This is a genomic window from Mucilaginibacter xinganensis (assembly GCF_002257585.1).
Lineage (GTDB): Bacteria > Bacteroidota > Bacteroidia > Sphingobacteriales > Sphingobacteriaceae > Mucilaginibacter > Mucilaginibacter xinganensis.
Genome location: NZ_CP022743.1, coordinates 4,445,120 through 4,460,047, shown reverse-complemented (window position 1 = coordinate 4,460,047; position 14,928 = coordinate 4,445,120). Strand labels below are relative to the sequence as shown.

Annotated in this window: 13 protein-coding genes; 8 read left to right on the top strand and 5 right to left on the bottom strand. The window is 41.6% G+C overall.

Annotated features, from left to right (window positions below):
- Positions 1-55: 55 nt before the first annotated feature.
- Positions 56-763, bottom strand: coding sequence for an esterase family protein (locus MuYL_RS19490; RefSeq protein ID WP_094573036.1), 708 nt, complete (start codon positions 761-763; stop codon positions 56-58).
- A gap of 268 nt (positions 764-1,031) precedes the next feature.
- Between MuYL_RS19490 and MuYL_RS19485 the strand changes: the two genes are divergently transcribed.
- The 3 genes from MuYL_RS19485 (at position 1,032) to MuYL_RS19475 (ending at position 3,289) form a co-directional block, all read left to right on the top strand.
- Positions 1,032-1,847, top strand: a complete 816-nt coding sequence (locus MuYL_RS19485; RefSeq protein ID WP_094572148.1) for an alpha/beta hydrolase — start codon at positions 1,032-1,034, stop codon at positions 1,845-1,847.
- A gap of 42 nt (positions 1,848-1,889) precedes the next feature.
- Positions 1,890-2,450: an NUDIX domain-containing protein gene (locus MuYL_RS19480; protein ID WP_094572147.1), complete on the top strand. Its 561-nt coding sequence runs from the start codon at positions 1,890-1,892 to the stop codon at positions 2,448-2,450.
- 89 nt (positions 2,451-2,539) lie between these two features.
- On the top strand, positions 2,540-3,289 hold the full coding sequence (locus tag MuYL_RS19475; protein ID WP_094572146.1) for a lysophospholipid acyltransferase family protein: 750 nt from the start codon (positions 2,540-2,542) through the stop codon (positions 3,287-3,289).
- Positions 3,290-3,339: 50 nt separating this feature from the next.
- Here MuYL_RS19475 and MuYL_RS19470 read toward each other — a convergent pair whose 3' ends face one another.
- Entirely contained in the window at positions 3,340-4,071 is a 732-nt protein-coding gene (locus MuYL_RS19470) for a LytR/AlgR family response regulator transcription factor (protein ID WP_094572145.1), read from the bottom strand.
- Between the two features lies 1 nt (position 4,072).
- Positions 4,073-5,086: a sensor histidine kinase gene (locus MuYL_RS19465; protein ID WP_094572144.1), complete on the bottom strand. Its 1,014-nt coding sequence runs from the start codon at positions 5,084-5,086 to the stop codon at positions 4,073-4,075.
- Positions 5,087-5,287: 201 nt separating this feature from the next.
- On the opposite strand from MuYL_RS19465, the gene MuYL_RS19460 reads away from it, so the two are divergent.
- Genes MuYL_RS19460 through MuYL_RS19450 form a run of 3 tightly spaced genes read left to right on the top strand, consistent with a single transcriptional unit; the run spans position 5,288 to position 7,209 of the window.
- Positions 5,288-5,491 (top strand): hypothetical protein, encoded by a 204-nt coding sequence (locus MuYL_RS19460; RefSeq protein WP_094572143.1) that lies wholly within the window; start codon positions 5,288-5,290, stop codon positions 5,489-5,491.
- The gene (locus MuYL_RS19455; RefSeq protein WP_094572142.1) at positions 5,485-6,384 is read left to right on the top strand and encodes an ABC transporter ATP-binding protein; all 900 of its coding nucleotides are present in this window, start codon (positions 5,485-5,487) and stop codon (positions 6,382-6,384) included. Before MuYL_RS19460 ends, MuYL_RS19455 begins: the two co-directional genes overlap by 7 nt.
- A 6-nt stretch (positions 6,385-6,390) precedes the next feature.
- A complete protein-coding gene (locus MuYL_RS19450; RefSeq protein WP_245845633.1) occupies positions 6,391-7,209 on the top strand; it encodes an ABC transporter permease in 819 nt (272 codons plus the stop codon).
- A 104-nt stretch (positions 7,210-7,313) separates the two neighbouring features.
- Here MuYL_RS19450 and MuYL_RS19445 read toward each other — a convergent pair whose 3' ends face one another.
- Together MuYL_RS19445 and MuYL_RS19440 are read right to left on the bottom strand one after the other, a co-directional pair.
- Positions 7,314-8,666, bottom strand: coding sequence for a M28 family metallopeptidase (locus MuYL_RS19445; RefSeq protein ID WP_094572140.1), 1,353 nt, complete (start codon positions 8,664-8,666; stop codon positions 7,314-7,316).
- Between the two features lie 35 nt (positions 8,667-8,701).
- Complete coding sequence (locus tag MuYL_RS19440) at positions 8,702-11,866, bottom strand: ATP-dependent helicase (RefSeq protein ID WP_094572139.1); 3,165 nt, start codon at positions 11,864-11,866, stop codon at positions 8,702-8,704.
- Positions 11,867-12,097: 231 nt separating this feature from the next.
- Between MuYL_RS19440 and gmd the strand changes: the two genes are divergently transcribed.
- Together gmd and MuYL_RS19430 are read left to right on the top strand one after the other, a co-directional pair.
- The gene (gmd, locus tag MuYL_RS19435; protein WP_094572138.1) at positions 12,098-13,234 is read left to right on the top strand and encodes a GDP-mannose 4,6-dehydratase; all 1,137 of its coding nucleotides are present in this window, start codon (positions 12,098-12,100) and stop codon (positions 13,232-13,234) included.
- A 6-nt stretch (positions 13,235-13,240) separates the two neighbouring features.
- Positions 13,241-14,851 carry a gliding motility protein RemB gene (locus MuYL_RS19430; protein ID WP_245845631.1) on the top strand — a complete coding sequence of 537 codons (1,611 nt, stop codon included), beginning with the start codon at positions 13,241-13,243 and terminating at the stop codon, positions 14,849-14,851.
- Positions 14,852-14,928 lie beyond the last annotated feature (77 nt).

The following is a 14,928-nucleotide window of genomic DNA, read 5'->3' as shown; positions in this document are numbered from 1 at the left end:
CTTAATCCTAATTTCTTGTATTCTTATATCGTCGCTGCACAACCTCTAATCTCTATTATCTTATCGTAGATAAATAATGCGGAAACATTTCCTTCCACACCGGCCAGTCATGACTGGCATTTGGCCGTACATCCAACCAATGGTTAATATGTTTTTGGCTCATAATGTTTGACAGCCATTCATTATCTCCTTTACAAATGTCATTATCGGCTGTTCCTAAAATAATATTCATGTGCCAAAGTTCGGCACGGTTGCTTCCAGGTAAAAAATCTACCGGGTTATTGTAAAATACATTGTCGTCATAGTATCCACCGGTAAACTGCCGCATATCAAAAGCGCCGCTCATACTAAACAGGTTGCCTACCTTTTCGGGATGTTTTAAAGCGAAATTCGCGGCATGGTATCCACCGAAACTGCAACCAGCCGTTGCTACTTTATTTACACCGGTTTCGTACATAGCCCAGGGGGCTAGTTCATCATAAAGCATTTTATCGTACCATGCATAATTTTTTGCCCTTTCTGCCGGATGCACCCCTTTGTTGTACCAGGTAAGCCAGTCCAAACTATCGGGGCAGTATATTTTTACAAGGCCCTCATCAATAAACCAGCGCACGCTTTCAATCAACCCCTCGTCTTTGTTTTGATAATATTTTCCCTGCGACGTCGGGAACAGGATAACAGGATAGCCGCGGTCGCCAAATACCAGCATTTCAAGTTCGGTGTTTAAGTTTGGCGAATACCAGCGGTGATATTTTTCTATCAAAGCGTTAGGTTTTATTTGTGATTGTAAGATAACTTGTTTGTTTGAAAACAACAAGAGTTTAATTGGAAGCTTTTAAAAATGAGGTAATCTGGCCTCGGATAATTCCTTCCAAAAGAGAGAGAACGTAAAGAAGATTTTTGGGGACGCTCCCCATTTGGAGACGGCAGGGCAAGATGCTTTTTATCAAATCAATCTCATCAAATCGGCAAATTTTGAGATTATTAAATGATAAGCGTATTTTTGCGGCCTTAATTAATTTTACATAAAGATGTACGCGAGCTGGCACGAGATGGAGATAACTATCATTGAAAATAATATAACTATAAAATCTGATGTGCTGAAGCGCGATGTGGCATGTACACTGCTGATTCCGGAGGATAATGATATAACGGAACCCCTTAACCTACTGTTACTGAACGACGGACAGGAGGCTGAGAGCCTTCAGCTGAGAGATGCCCTTGAAGATTTAATGAGCACCAACAGGATAAAACCCGTTTTGGTAGTGGCTATCCACGCGGGTATTGATCGGTTGCAGGAATACGGTACAGCCGGCAGACCCGATTTTAAAAAACGCGGCGCCAAAGCAGCTTTATATACCGAATTTATTAAAACAGAGTTGCTGCCTGCTATTGCAAAATTAACAGGTATCGAAAAATTCAATTCAACTGCTTATGCAGGTTTTTCTTTAGGGGGATTGTCTGCCCTTGATATTGCCTGGAACAATCCCGAACTGTTCGATAAAGCGGGAGTTTTTTCCGGTTCATTTTGGTGGAGAAGTAAGGATATTACCAAAGGTTACACCGAAAGTGATCGTATTATGCACAGCATCATCAGGGATACTATTATAAAGCCCAACTTAAAGATCTGGCTGCAAACTGGCACCAAAGATGAAACCAGCGACCGCAATAAAAATGGCATTATCGACTCAATTGACGATACCGTTGACCTGATAAAAGAACTGGAATATAAGGGGTTTAACCGCCCGGCAGATGTTCAGTATCTGGAAATGGTTGGTGGCAGCCACAACACTGATACCTGGGCCAAAGCCATGCCTAAATTTTTAATCTGGGCGTTTGGAAGATAACAGCAGACTGTGCTATTTAATATGATTTAACCCCTTAAACTAATGCAATACCCCGAAGATAACCCCTGGCAAATAACTGCCGATAAACCTGTTTATGATAATCCGTGGATAAAGGTAACCGAATACGACGTTATCAACCCTTCGGGTAATGTAGGTATTTACGGTAAGGTACATTTTAAAAATGTTGCCATTGGTATATTACCGCTGGATGAAGAAGGTAATACTTATCTTGTTGGACAATTTCGTTTTACATTAGGTCAATATAGCTGGGAAATGCCCGAAGGCGGTGGCCCTAAAGGTTCTGACCCTTTAGATTCAGCAAAACGGGAATTGCTGGAAGAAACAGGGCTTAAAGCAGGAAAATGGACTGAGCTTCAGCGGCTGCATTTATCAAATTCAGTAAGCGATGAATTTGGCATTATTTATCTTGCCCAAAATCTGGAACAGTTTGATGCAGACCCGGAAGATACCGAACAACTTGTTGTCAAGAAGGTACCTTTCAGCGAAGTATATCAAATGGTATGTAATGGCACCATAACGGATTCACTTACCGTAGCAGCAGTTTTAAAAGTGCAGCTGCTGATAGCGGAAGGCGGCTTATAAAGCCGGAGTTATTGTGAAGGTAATTGTAGTTAAAAACAAGGTAAGACCTAATCAACCATTCAACCGAAAATTATAACTTTGCTGCCTGTATGAGAAAGCTTTTCGGATATATTTTATCGCCGCTTACAGTTATCGGTTTTTTCCTGGCATTGCTTATTTTTCACCCTTTGCAATGGATCGCTTATCGCTTTTTTGGCTATTCAGCTCATAAAAAGGTGGTTGATTTTTTAAACCTATGCCTCTTTAGCACATTTTACTTAACAGGTAACAGGGTAGTATTTATAAATAAGCAAAACCTGCCAATTGGCCGGCCAATTATATTTATTGCCAACCACCAAAGCCTGGCCGATATTCCCCCACTTATTTATTACCTCCGGAAATACCATGCTAAATTCATCTCAAAAATTGAACTGACAAAGGGCATTCCGTCCATTTCCTATAATTTAAAATACGGCGGCGGTGCAAACATTGATCGTAATGATTCGCGCCAATCCATTGCTGAAATAGTTAAACTGGCTAACCGGATGAAAGAGAATAAATGGTCAACCGTTATTTTTCCTGAAGGTACGCGTTCAAAAAACGGAATGGTGAAGCCGTTCCAGGTGGGCGGCATAGCAACGATCCTTAAAAAATGCCCCGAAGCATTGTTAGTTCCCATAGCAATTAACAATTCATGGAAATTAACGCAGTATGGCTTTTATCCGCTAAATACCTTTACGAAAGCAACGTGGGAGGTACTTGAACCGATAGAACCGGCAGGTAAGCTTCCTGAAGATGTGGTTAAAGAAGCGGAGAATAGGATAAAGGAAGCGCTCGGCCAGAATCACCTAACCTCCTAAAGGGGAAAGTCTGGCGCAGATTGTTAAAAAGTTCCCCTTAAGGGCGGGGCCTAGATATTCTTCCCGTCAACTATTTTAAAAAATTCTTCTCTGTAAGTATCCCCAACCGGGATCACCTTGTCGCCTATAAAGATGCGGCTGCGCTCAATACTGTCTATCTTGTTAATGGATACGATGTATGATTTATGCACCCTTATAAAGTGTTTTTCAGGCAGCGCATCTTCCATTTTCTTCATATTTTGAAGCGTAATAATCCGTTCCGCAGGAGTGAAAATAGAGATATAGTCTTTCAAACCTTCAATAAAAAGAATGTCATTAAGATAAACCTTCTGAATTTTATGTTCGGTTTTAACAAATATGAAGTCGCTTAGCAAATCCTGTTGTTTTTGCTGCGTAGCCTGGTCTGGCTGCGCCGGTGCCGCTGCGGGCTGCAATACGCCCTGTGCTTTTTGAACTGATTTAAAAAAGCGGTCGAATGCTATTGGTTTAAGCAGGTAATCAATTACATCCAGCTCATAACCTTCAAGTGCATATTGCGGGTAGGCGGTAGTTAAAATAACTTTTGCCTTACCATTGGCTATACGTAAAAACTGGATCCCTGTAAGCTCAGGCATTTGCACGTCTAAAAAAACCAGGTCAACCAGTTTTTCCTGTACTAAAGTGAGTGCTTCAATAGGGTTTGTTGTGGCCTTAACCAATTGCAAAAATGGAATCTTTGAAATATAGTCTTCCAGTATATGCAAAGCCAAAGGCTCGTCATCAACAATAAGGCATCTGATCATTTTATAAAACTAAAGATAATTCAACTGTATAGGTATCGGTTTCGTCTTTTATATCCAAATTATATTTATTTGGATAAAGCAAATTTAGCCGTCGTTTAACATTATTCAAACCAATTCCGCCTGAGGCATCGCGGTTATTATGATGTTTTTTATTTTGAATATAAAAATGCAAATGCTCCTCGTCAACATCAATCAGCAGGCGAATGGGGGTTAACGGATCATTTGCTACCCCATGCTTAAACGCATTTTCAATAAACGCAATCAATAACAACGGTACTATTTGCTGGTTCCCGATAACGCCTTCAACTTTATAATCAATATAAGCTTTGTTGCTGAAACGAATTTTTTGAAGGTCGATATAGTTTTGCAGGTATTGAAGTTCTTTAGCCAGGTCAACCTTATTGTCATTACACTCGTAAAGCATATAACGCATAATTTCTGATAGCTTCAGAATAGCCTCCGGTGTGGTTGCCGACCGTTGATAGGCCAGCGAATAAATACTGTTTAATGAATTAAATAAAAAGTGAGGGTTGATCTGCGATTTAAGGAAAGACAGCTCAGCACTGAGGCGCTGATTTTCCAGATCGCGCTGGATGCGCTCATTTAAAAACCAGTCGATCGCAAATTTTAATGCGGTACTGAGGAATAAGAAGAAAACGCTGGTAAACAATGTTCCTAAAAAATACTGAACAAAGCTTATCATATGCCCCTTACTATGCACTAATATGAAAGGTTTGAAAATAAGCCCTACTCCATATTTTCCAAGCCCGAATAATATGACAAGGATAACAACTGTTATAATGTAAATGCCGTACTGCTTTTTATGGAAAAACCTGGGCAGAAGTATAAGGTAGTTGATATAAAACAGGCTGATATTAATTGCTGAATACAATATAAATACCACCAGGATCTCCTTCATAGAGATCTTTTGGTCAAGCTGGGCTACAAAGATCAAAAACGAGATCATGATCACCCAAAAAAATAAGTGCCAAAAAACTTGCCAGCGGCTTTTCATCTCAACTAAATTAATATTTACAGCGGGCTAAAGTACTTATATTATATATAGTAAATGCTTTTGTCGATCAACGGGGCAAAATATCCGACCAACAGTTAGTTTGGCTAATAGGGCGTTCATCTATAATTCCTGTGTGTTGGTCTAAATGTTTTTAGCGGGTCAAATATTTGACATTTCTTTGTATCATCAAAAGCAATCACAATGAAAACGCTCATCAAAAATTCCAATCCGTTTATATTATTACTGGTTCCGGTATTTTTTGCCCTAATAATGGGTGTAAGTTACCAGTTTCAACAGAAAAGAGAATCTATTGTTGGCACTACTGTTCATGCTACTTCCCTTTTTTATAAAAGTGTTGGTTTAGTTAAAACTGTATGCGCAGTAGTTAAAGAAAAAGTATGGTAATTAATACCAATAACCTAACCTTTACGTTTGGCGATCAAACGGTTGTCAAATCATTATCCTTACAAGTTCCTGAAGGAAGCATTTATGGTTTCCTTGGCCCAAACGGCGCCGGAAAAACCACGACAATAAAATTGTTGCTCAACCTGCTTAAAACGCAGGAAGGCAGCATTCATGTTTTTGATCTCGAACTGGAGAGTAACCGCATAAAAATTCTTTCCCAGATCGGTTCCCTAATAGAGCAACCTGCAATTTACCTTCATTTAAGCGGCAAAGAAAACCTGCTCAACAGGGCATTGTTATTACAGATCCCTGAAAAGCGGGTTGATGAAATGCTGGCATTGGTACATCTGCAGGATGCCGCCCATAAAAAAGCCGGCCAGTACTCATTGGGTATGAAACAGCGCCTGGGCATTGCGCTGGCCTTACTTTCTGATCCTAAATTGCTGATACTCGACGAACCCACCAACGGGCTCGACCCCAACGGGATCATCGAGATTCGTGAGCTTTTAATGAAACTTACCGGCGAGTATAAAAAAACCGTATTTATATCAAGCCATTTATTAGCCGAAATTCAACGCATGGCTACCCATGTTGGCATAATTAACCACGGCGAACTGATGTTCCAGGGTAGTATTCATGAGTTGGAAGCGCTTAGTAAGCCTTCGGTTCAAATAGAAACTGACCGCACGGTTGATGCCGCTAACTTTTTAAAGAAAAACAACATCGACGTGGCAGAGGTTAACGATCACTACTTGTATGTTCCATATACATCGAAAGAAAATATGGGTGGGATCAATACGCTGCTCAACCAAAACGGCTACACCGTTTATAGCATCAACAAGCAACAACAGGACCTGGAGAAATTATTTTTAGCCATTACCCAAAACGCTTAAGCCATTATGAAAGGATTTATACTCTCGTTCAGGTCTGAATTTTATAAAACGCGTAAAACAATGGGCTTTTGGAGCGCTGTTTTACTGCCGCTGCTGCTTTGTCTGCTGCTTTTCGTAGGCTTTTTTGTAAAAGCCGATCATATGGTAAATACGCCTCCCATGATCTTGTGGTTTCAGTTTGCCGGCGCCATATTAGGTATCATGGGCTTATTGCTATTACCCATGCTTATTATTTTTATTGCCTACTCTGTAAATAATGTTGAGCATAAGGCAGATACCTGGAAAACATTATTCAGCCTTCCTATTCCCAAACTGTCGGTTTATGCGGCCAAATACTTTTATGCTTTTTTCCTTATATTCTTTTGTTTGTCTTTATTTGTGCTGTTCACCCTTGGTTTTGGTAACTTATTGAGCTTGCTAAAGCCCCAGCTGAAATTTAATGAATACAATATCGCGGATATCCTGACACAGATTTACTTTAAGTTTTTCCTGGCTTCATTAGGCATTCTTTCCATACAGTTTTTATTGAGCCTTTTATTCAGCGATTTTTTAAAGCCGATGGGGATTGGCTTTGTGTGCACCATAACAGGCAGCATCTTAGCAACAAATAACTGGGAGTATGCTTACTTATTTCCCTACTCACACCCCATGATGGCCATGCGCGCTTTATCGCAGGGGCAAGGCAAAGGCGGCAACCATCCGTCGCCAATAAACCCACACCTCACGATAGACCTGTTCACGAAAGATACCGGTGTAAGTCTTATTATAGCAGTGGTGGTTTTTATTGCCGGATATTTTATTGTGCTAAAAAAGAGTGTGAAATAAGGGTTAATTGATTAGAGATTAGAGGCTGGAGATTATGGGAGAATGCAGAATTTGCCAATCTCCTTCATCTTTTTTACTAATCTCTAACCTCTGGTCTCTAATCACTATCTAATTGGCTTCGGATACACCGGCAAACTCTCATGCCCTTTTTCATCAACAGATTGCACGGCGAAAAAGTAATTGTCTTTTGAGTAGTTGAGTGTTAAGCCTGTACCTTCCACATAAAATTTCTTTTCCCAGAAAGGGCTGGTGGTTTCACGCATCAGCACGTAATAGCCTGTGGGTTTTTTGCTTGCTTTCGGCGCTTCCCATTTTAACGTCGTTTCGTTGGTCAGGTCGCTGGTGACTACGCCAACATTTTGCGGCTCTGCAGCGGCAAAGGCCAGGTTAGCCAGCACGGATAAATTCATGCGGGCCACTTTTTGCACATAGTTAAAATCCACAAAGTCGGGCAGATCACCGTAATCAACACCTTTTTCGGTGCGGATATCCTGGTGCTGGCGGTGAAAGTCTTCATTCATTTCCGTAAACCTTACCGCGGTAAAACCCTGCTGTAAAAAAGGAACATGGTCGCCGCCGCGCAAAAAGCGGTCACGGCGATAAATCAGTTTCACATCAAGCTGGTCAACGTAACGCTCTGCTGTTTCCTTTACATACCGGGCCAGCTCGCGCGATGGGCTGTCATTCTCACCCCCCAAAGCTATTAAACTTCTTATTGCCCGTTCATCACCGGCTGCGGTTGACGGTACACCTTCACTAAACACCCGTACGCTGCGGTTATCTTTTAAATCATTTTCCATACCATGGGTATTGCCAACAATATCGTTATTCAGCATGGCGTCAACATTCCATTTTTCGGCTTTTGCGCGTTTGGCAACATTGGTTGACCCATATAAACCCTGCTCTTCACCCACCACACACATAAATATAATGGTTGACGGGAACGACCACCTGCTCATCACCCTTGCCAGTTCCATAGATACTGCTGATCCTGATGCATCGTCATTCGCGCCTGGCTCAACCGAGTTGGCATTCATCACGTCGTTTATCCTCGAATCGTAATGGCCGGAAACAATATAAACCCGGGTATCATTTGGGTCAGTGCCTTTTAATGTTGCTAGTATATTTTTAAGGTGGACAGGTTTGTCAACCCGCTCACCCTTAGGCTGAGTAAAAGTATCAAACTGTACGGTCATCCTCCCTTGCGATTCGGCGGCATATTTTTCCATTTCCGCCTTTATCCAATTGCGCGCTGCACCACTGCCTTCGGTTTTGCTGGTAGTATCGCTCAGCGTATGGCGGCTTTTAAAACTTACCAGTTTGCGAATATTCGCTTCAATATTTTTGGCTGACACCTCATCAACCATTTGTTTTATTGCCGCATCCTGCTTGATAATAGTTTGTGCCGATGCCTGAAAAATGAAAAATACAGGAATAATAAGTAATAGTTTTTTCATAAATGATCGTTATATCTTGCCTTAATATGTGTGTTTTAATCTGCGTTTTCTTCCTGCATAATGTTCCCGACCTGTTTAAAGTTGCTTTTCACAAAATGGCACCAGTCACATTCTTTTTTACCGCAGCCGGTATTAAAATCATGGGCCATTATTTTTTGATAAACCGTGGTGATTTGTTCCGTCACCGTATCAGTATCTGCCGGAGCAATTACAATTTTCTCCTTATGGTATTCCCCTTCACTAACGGGTTCAACAAATTCAAATAAGGTGCTAACCACTTCCCAGTCAAGCGAATGCTCGTTGTCTATCAGTATTTTATAAAAAACAGCCTGGCGCCAATAATCGCCACCATTGGGTGCCTCGTCGTCCGGACGCGAGAATTTATCCTTGGCATATTTTAATTTACCTGTTTTATAGTCAACCACCGTTACTTGTTTGCCGTTAAACTCTACCTTATCCAGGTTACCTTTTATGGGTACGCCTCCAACTTCAACATTTTTAATGCTTCGCTCGGTAACCGCATTTTTGTTCCAGATGGTTATATTTTGATTGTAGTACGGGGGGAGGATCTTTTCGCCGTAATCCAGCCGAAGCTTAAACTCTTCTTTGGTGAATGAGTCGCGGTTGCGGTACATATACCAGCGAAACTCCTTCATGAAGTCATCAGTAAGGGGGAATTCATTCCCATCATTCTTCAGGTTCCGGAATACTTTGTTAAGCGCCCAGTGCACCGCCTGCCCAAAAGTGGCTGACGGGCTTTTGCCCGAGGGCACCCGGATTAAACACTGAAAATAAAATTTCAGCGGGCAGTCCAGATAATTGCTCAAATGCGTTACTGAAAGTGTGTAATCCTGTAATAACTGGTTGATATAATTTCTGTCCAGCAATTCAACCTTTGGCTTGTCGGCCTCGCTAAATTGCAGTGCTGTAAACGCAATCATATCGTCAGCACTTACATTCGGGTAGTGTACCGGCAGATCGGTATCTGCCAGGATTTCCCCTACAAATTGCGACGCCTCCTGGTCCTTGCCGTTTTTATCTTTATTGGCAAAGGAAATAAAAAGGTGCTGTTTTGCACGGGTAAGGGCCACATAAAACAACCGGCGTGATTCTTCTTTTTGGGCAATATCGTCGTCGGTGGCCTGTGTTAAAGTATCCGGGTAACTAAATCCGTAATTTCGCCCCTTTCCATCCCAGATCTTTTTGGTACAGCCTATTAAAAAAACATGTTCAAATTCAAGTCCTTTTGACCCGTGCGCGGTTAAAAAATTGATGCCGTTTTCCGAAAATATAACCTGGTTTAGCGCCAGCCTGATCTTGTTTTCCTTCATAAGGTCAATGATGGCTACCAGGTCAGCAAGTTTTATTTCGGGATTTTTGCGGCTTTCATCCTTTAAAAAGTCAAAGAAATTGGTAAGCACCTGCATATACCAGCCCTTGTCAGGCTGCTGCATAATGTATTTAAGAATCCCCATTTTGGCTATCAGTTGTTGAAAAAGCTGTTGCAGCGTATTGCTGGCCGAGTAGGTTAACAGGTAGTCGATATCGCTTACCAGGAATTTCATCCGGTGATTTTTGGCTTCATCAAACAAGCCGGTTTGTACTGGTACCTTGATCTCGCTGATGTATCGCCTGAGTGAAGTTTTGGGCTCGTTGTTTTTTGAAGTCGTAAAATTTTCTTTTGAAACGGCCACGCTGGCCTTTGCAATTTCTATAGGCGGAATGTCGAAAAAATCATAATGCATTATTTCAAACAACAGTTCATCCCCGCTGTAGGGCGAGTCCAGCTCCATGGCCAGATAGCGCAAAATATTGATGATCTTTTCGCCAAACGGCAAAGTGAAAATATCAATTTTACGTTTGGTGTTTACGGCGATATTTTGCGTATCCAGGTATTGTATCAGTTCTTCAACCTGGCTGTGGTTGCGGTAAATAACGGCAATTTCACCTGGTTCGGTGCCATTGTCAAGCAACTGTTTGATTTTTGCCGCAATATCAACCAGTTCCTTGCCAGGGTTTTCATATTCGTTTATAAAAGGCGTTACGGCCAGTTCATTAAACCGGGGGTGCGCAGCTTTAAGATTTTTATCTAATGCAAGCTGGGCGGTTAAACGTTCACGGTTGTTGTTGATCAGTGCTTTCGAGATATCCAGGATCTGCTGGTTAGAGCGGTAGTTGTGTTTTAAAACTACGGTTTGCAGCGTGTTTACATAATCATTGGCAAAATCAAGAATGTTCTTCATGTTTGCCCCCTGGAACTTAAAGATCGATTGGTCATCGTCGCCCACCACAAATACGTTTGGCGTATCCCAATAATTCAAAATATACTTTAAAAGTTCGTTTTGTGAGCCGCTGGTATCCTGGAACTCATCCACAAGGATGTACTGGTAACGTTCCTGGTAGCGGCGCAACAGTTCTTCATTTTCGCGGAAGGCTTTAAGTACCCAAATGATCATGTCATCATAATCATAACGGCCCTTATCTTTCATTTTTTTATCAAAGTTGCGGTACTCGCTTACGCCAGCCAGCAACTTCTTCATCAGGTCGTGTGCCTTGTCAATATCCTTTTGTTTGGGATCGCCTATTTTTATGCCGGCTTTTGCATTTGCCCGTTTATAAATAAATTCCTCGCGGTTGGGTAGGTCTTCAAGGTATTTATTAACTGCCTTCTCAATAGTGGCCTCGTCCCAGCCTTCGCTTTTCATGGTCGAGAAAAGGTTTTTTAACCGCGGCGCTTCAAAATAGATTTCTCCTGTAAAGCGCTTTAATAAATGATCGTTTGAAAATTCATCAACCAGTTCCCTGAAAAGCATAGCCGACTCAAGGTCAGACAGGGCCTCCATATTTAGTTTGCCAAAATAGTCCAGGTTCTCCTGGATGATCTCGTTACAAAAAGCGTGAAATGTATAAATATTTACCCTGTAGGCGTCGGGTCCTATAAAATCAAAAAGCCTTTTACGCATGGCAACAGCACCGGCGTCGGTATAAGTAAGGCACAAAATTTCGTGGGCATTGGCGTCCGTTTCGGTAAGTATTTTACCTATGCGGGCAGCCAGGATCTGCGTTTTACCGGTACCCGGCCCGGCAATTACCAAAACAGGCCCGTCCATTTTATTAACGGCAGCCAATTGTTCAGGGTTAAGCTGGGCCAACGCCTGCTGGAATTTTTCGTTGTATTTATTGGGGGTAGATGGAACCATTGTAAAAGTAAAGATAACAAAAGGTTAGGCGAGATGGAAAGGATGAGTGCGATTGTATCAACCTTGTTGTGCGAATATAACCCTGAACGGGATTAATTTAATGAGCTGGGCTCTAAATCTGGATAAGTCCTTATTAACAAAAAAAGTCAGTCCTCATCAGTTCCAAATACCCACATTTACAATTAAATTGGATAATATTGTAACTATTAATATATCACAAAGTATTTTTCAATGAAAGTTGCTTTAATTACCGGCGTTACCGGGCAGGATGGTGCTTATTTAGCAGAGTTTTTGCTGAAAAAAGGCTACGAGGTACATGGCGTTAAAAGAAGGGCGTCATTATTTAACACAGACCGGATTGATCACTTATACCACGATCCACATGAGCCTAATGTGAAATTTACCCTTCATTATGGCGACCTTACCGATTCAACTAACCTGATCAGGCTGATACAGGAAACACAGCCCGACGAGATTTACAACCTGGCCGCGCAAAGCCATGTTAAGGTAAGTTTCGATACCCCGGAATACACCGCCAATGCCGATGGTATCGGCACTTTAAGGATTTTGGAAGCCGTAAGGTTATTAGGGCTCGAAAAAAAGACCCGTATTTACCAGGCTTCAACTTCTGAACTGTATGGCCTGGTACAAGCTGTGCCGCAAAGTGAAACTACACCCTTTTACCCGCGGTCGCCTTATGCCGTTGCAAAATTATATGGCTACTGGATAATTGTAAACTATCGTGAGGCTTATAAAATGTTTGCTTGTAACGGCATCCTTTTCAACCACGAAAGTCCTGTACGCGGCGAAACATTTGTTACCCGAAAAATTACCCGTGCAGCATCTAAAATAGCTATGGGTCTGCAGGATTGCCTGTATGTAGGCAACCTTTCTGCCCAGCGTGACTGGGGCCATGCCAAAGACTACATTGAAGCCATGTGGCTGATGTTACAGCAGGATGTGCCCGAAGATTTTGTTATTGCTACCGGTGTTACCACAACAGTTAGGGAGTTTATAAAAATGGCTTTCAACGAGCTGGGAATAGAAATTGAATTTAGCGGGAAGGACGAAAACGAGCGTGGCGTGATCATTGATTATGATCAGCAAAAAGTACAGGAACTAGGCCTTAATGCCGATGCTTTAAAATTTGGTCAAACGGTAGTTAAGGTCGATTCAAAATATTTCAGGCCTACAGAAGTGGATCTTTTGATTGGCGATGCAAGTAAAGCAAGGGAAAAATTAGGATGGATTCCTAAATATGATCTGCAGGCGCTGGTGAGTGATATGGTGCAATCTGACTTGCACCTTGTAAAAAAAGATGATTATTTAAAAAAAGGTGGATTTAAAACTCTCAATTATTTCGAGTAAAGCTCTATGATAAAAAAAATATTTGCAGCTGTGTTATTGCTGTCATCTGTAGTTGTAGTTCGGGCACAGTCGGTTTACCTTCCTTATTCATACCAGTTTTACCAAAAGCTTGATGCTGATGTTTACTCAACAAAAACACGGCAGCACAGTGCACTCCGGCCTTTTTTTGCTGATGATTCTTTATTAAAGCGGCACTTTGATTCATTAATGAATTATGGATCAGATGGTAAACAGCATAGTCTGCTTTACAAAAAGCTTTTTAATGAACATTTAATAGATTTTAAGGGGCAGAACTCAACCTTTTACGCCGATCTTTTGCCTGATTTTAGTATTGGCAGGGATTTTTCAGGCAAGTTAACTACAAATACTACGTCGCTCGGTTTACAGATTGGAGGTACGGTTGGCAATAAATTTTATTACAACATATCCGGGTATCAAAACAGTGCGGTAGTGCCCGAATATCTCTCAACTTATATCAACCAAACAGGTATTGTGCCGGGCCAGGCTTATGCTAAAACCTATCGCAACAACGGCTATGACTGGGAGTATATTACTGCAACAGCATCCTACACACCCATAAAATTCTTAAATATTTCTGCCGGGCGCGATAAAACATTTATAGGCGACGGCTACCGGTCATTATTATTGTCAGACGCTGCTTCACCATACCCGTTTTTTAAATTAACAGCAACATTGGGTAATGTACGGTATATGGCTATGTGGGCGGGCTTTAACGATCCGGTTGACCTGGATGCGGTTGGAAAGGACCGGAAAAAGGGAGGGGTTTTTCATTATTTGGATTGGAACGTAAGCAACCGGTTTTCTATCGGATTTTTTGATGCTGTAATTTGGTACAGCAAAGATGAAGCAGGCAACTCACGTCCATTTGACGTTACTTACATAAACCCCATAATATTTTTAAGGCCCGTAGAAGCATTAAACGGATCACCGGATAATGCATTAATTGGCCTTACCAGTAAGTACAAGATAACGGATGGTATAACTGCCTATGGGCAATTTGCATTGGACGAGTTTGAATCGTCGAGCTTTTTTTCAAACGGCGGCAGTTACCGAAATAAATACAGCTGGCAACTTGGATTCAGAGGGGCTGATCTTTTTAACGTAAAAGGACTTAACTGGCTGCTTGAGAACAATAATTCAAAACCGTACACTTATTCAGAAACCAGCCCGATCATAAGCTACACGGAAAACGGGGAAATGCTGGCGCATCCGTGGGGAGCTAATTTCAGGGAAGTGGTTGGCTTGTTGAATTACTCGTTTAAAAGATTCGATTTTTCCGGCGAGTTTGATTATGGGCACTATGGGCTGGATGTTAACGGATTAAATTATGGGAAAGATGCTTTTCAAAACTATAACAACAAGGCTAAAGCTAACGGTAACTACATAGGGCAGGGGCTTACTACCAATATGGTTTACGTTGAGGCAAAAGCGGGCTACCTGCTTAATCCTAAATATAATTTACGTATTGAACTTGGCGGCATTTTACGGAATGAAAAAAATAGCCAGTTTACAGATAAAACCTCAATGGTAACGTTAGGCCTCCGCAGCTCGTTCCGCAGTTTGTATAACGATCTGGCAAGTTATAAATCACGCTAAGCATTTAAAAAATAGTTAGCGGGCTATAGTCGATTGATTGTAGCCGTATTCAGCAGGTGATGCCTTTTAGTCCTGCT

Coding starts and splice junctions, on each gene's coding strand:
- MuYL_RS19485 (WP_094572148.1), top strand. CDS start 1,032: ATGTACGCGAGCTGGCACGAGATGGAGATAACTATCATTGAAAATAAT.
- MuYL_RS19480 (WP_094572147.1), top strand. CDS start 1,890: ATGCAATACCCCGAAGATAACCCCTGGCAAATAACTGCCGATAAACCT.
- MuYL_RS19475 (WP_094572146.1), top strand. CDS start 2,540: ATGAGAAAGCTTTTCGGATATATTTTATCGCCGCTTACAGTTATCGGT.
- MuYL_RS19470 (WP_094572145.1), bottom strand. CDS start 4,071: ATGATCAGATGCCTTATTGTTGATGACGAGCCTTTGGCTTTGCATATA.
- MuYL_RS19465 (WP_094572144.1), bottom strand. CDS start 5,086: ATGAAAAGCCGCTGGCAAGTTTTTTGGCACTTATTTTTTTGGGTGATC.
- MuYL_RS19460 (WP_094572143.1), top strand. CDS start 5,288: ATGAAAACGCTCATCAAAAATTCCAATCCGTTTATATTATTACTGGTT.
- MuYL_RS19455 (WP_094572142.1), top strand. CDS start 5,485: ATGGTAATTAATACCAATAACCTAACCTTTACGTTTGGCGATCAAACG.
- MuYL_RS19450 (WP_245845633.1), top strand. CDS start 6,391: ATGAAAGGATTTATACTCTCGTTCAGGTCTGAATTTTATAAAACGCGT.
- MuYL_RS19445 (WP_094572140.1), bottom strand. CDS start 8,666: ATGAAAAAACTATTACTTATTATTCCTGTATTTTTCATTTTTCAGGCA.
- MuYL_RS19440 (WP_094572139.1), bottom strand. CDS start 11,866: ATGGTTCCATCTACCCCCAATAAATACAACGAAAAATTCCAGCAGGCG.
- gmd (WP_094572138.1), top strand. CDS start 12,098: ATGAAAGTTGCTTTAATTACCGGCGTTACCGGGCAGGATGGTGCTTAT.
- MuYL_RS19430 (WP_245845631.1), top strand. CDS start 13,241: ATGATAAAAAAAATATTTGCAGCTGTGTTATTGCTGTCATCTGTAGTT.